At 48.3% G+C, this 1,202-nt stretch carries 1 protein-coding gene; it reads left to right on the top strand.

All coding sequences use genetic code 11. From position 1 onward, the window contains the following. The coding region (locus WH95_RS20060; protein WP_046510231.1) for a VCBS domain-containing protein at positions 1-1,202 on the top strand (1,202 nt) is incomplete at both ends.

Genomic DNA, 1,202 nt, shown 5'->3' with positions numbered 1-1,202 from the left:
GTCCCAGTAGCAAATGACGATGTTGACAGTGTTGATGATGCATCGAACACTGCGACTGGTAATGTTATGACTGGATCAAGTACTGTTGGCGGTACAGCAGGTTCCGGTGTTGATGATGAAGGTGCTGATGGTGCCGATGTTACAGGCATTGTTAATGGTACAGGCACAGTTGGCACATCGCTAACCGCGACTGGTACCTATGGTACGATCACAATCGATGCGGATGGTAACTATACATACACTGTTACAGCTTCCAGCTATCCTGCGAATGCAAGCGAGACCTTTACTTATCAGCTTACCGATGGTGACGGTGATAAAGACACAGCCGAACTTGTTATTAATCTTGGTGATCTTATTACACCGCCGACCGTTTCAGTCGAAGCTGATGCGAATGGTGGCCTTTATGAAGATACCGAGGGCAGTGTTCTTGTTAAGGTAACGCCATCTGGTGATGATCAGGTAAGTGAAATTCAACTTTCGGGTATTCCTGCTGGCGCATCGATCGGTGATGTAAGCATTACAGCTGGTGGTGTTCTTGTTGATGCTGCTGATTACAGCGTATCCGGAACTGCGCCTTATGTGGTTACGTTCAATTCAGGTTCTGAGCCAACAGGTGCGGTTGTTGTTACTCTTGAGCTAACAGCACCGGATCAGAGTGATGCGGATCTTAGCCTGACGGCCTCTGCGACAGTTATTGATGGCTCGTTGAGTGCGACAGGTACTTCGGGAGCAACGCCAATTACTGTTGATGCAGTTGTTGATGGTTCCGAGGTTACGCAAGGCAGTGCTTCTGGTTCTGATAACGCGGCAATTGACCTTGATCTAACTCTTAGCCTTGGTGGAGATAGCACAACAGGTACAAGTGTTCCTGTTGATCCTGACCAAGCTGATGTTCAAGGTGGAACGGATACTGATGGGTCAGAGAATGTAACAAAGATTGTTGTTACGCTTGATAGTGGTACCTTGGCGAATAGTGCTGGGGTTGCCTATGCACCTGACACTCCAGGAGGAACAACCTGGACCTTTAGCCCTGCGGATCAAGCGGCTGCGGAAGCTTTGGTTGCAGGTTTCAAGGTTAATCCAGTCAGTGGTTTTGATGGTACGATTAACGGTACAATCACAACGACAACAGTTGATGGTACGCCGGGAAGCGTTGAGCTTACGTCAGATAACAACACGGATGTGGACAGCTACAACTTTAC

The organism is Kiloniella litopenaei (assembly GCF_000982415.1).
GTDB classification, from domain to species: Bacteria; Pseudomonadota; Alphaproteobacteria; order Kiloniellales; family Kiloniellaceae; genus Kiloniella; species Kiloniella litopenaei.
Note: the sequence above shows the minus strand (reverse complement) of the source record. Positions and strands in the feature narration are given on the sequence as shown.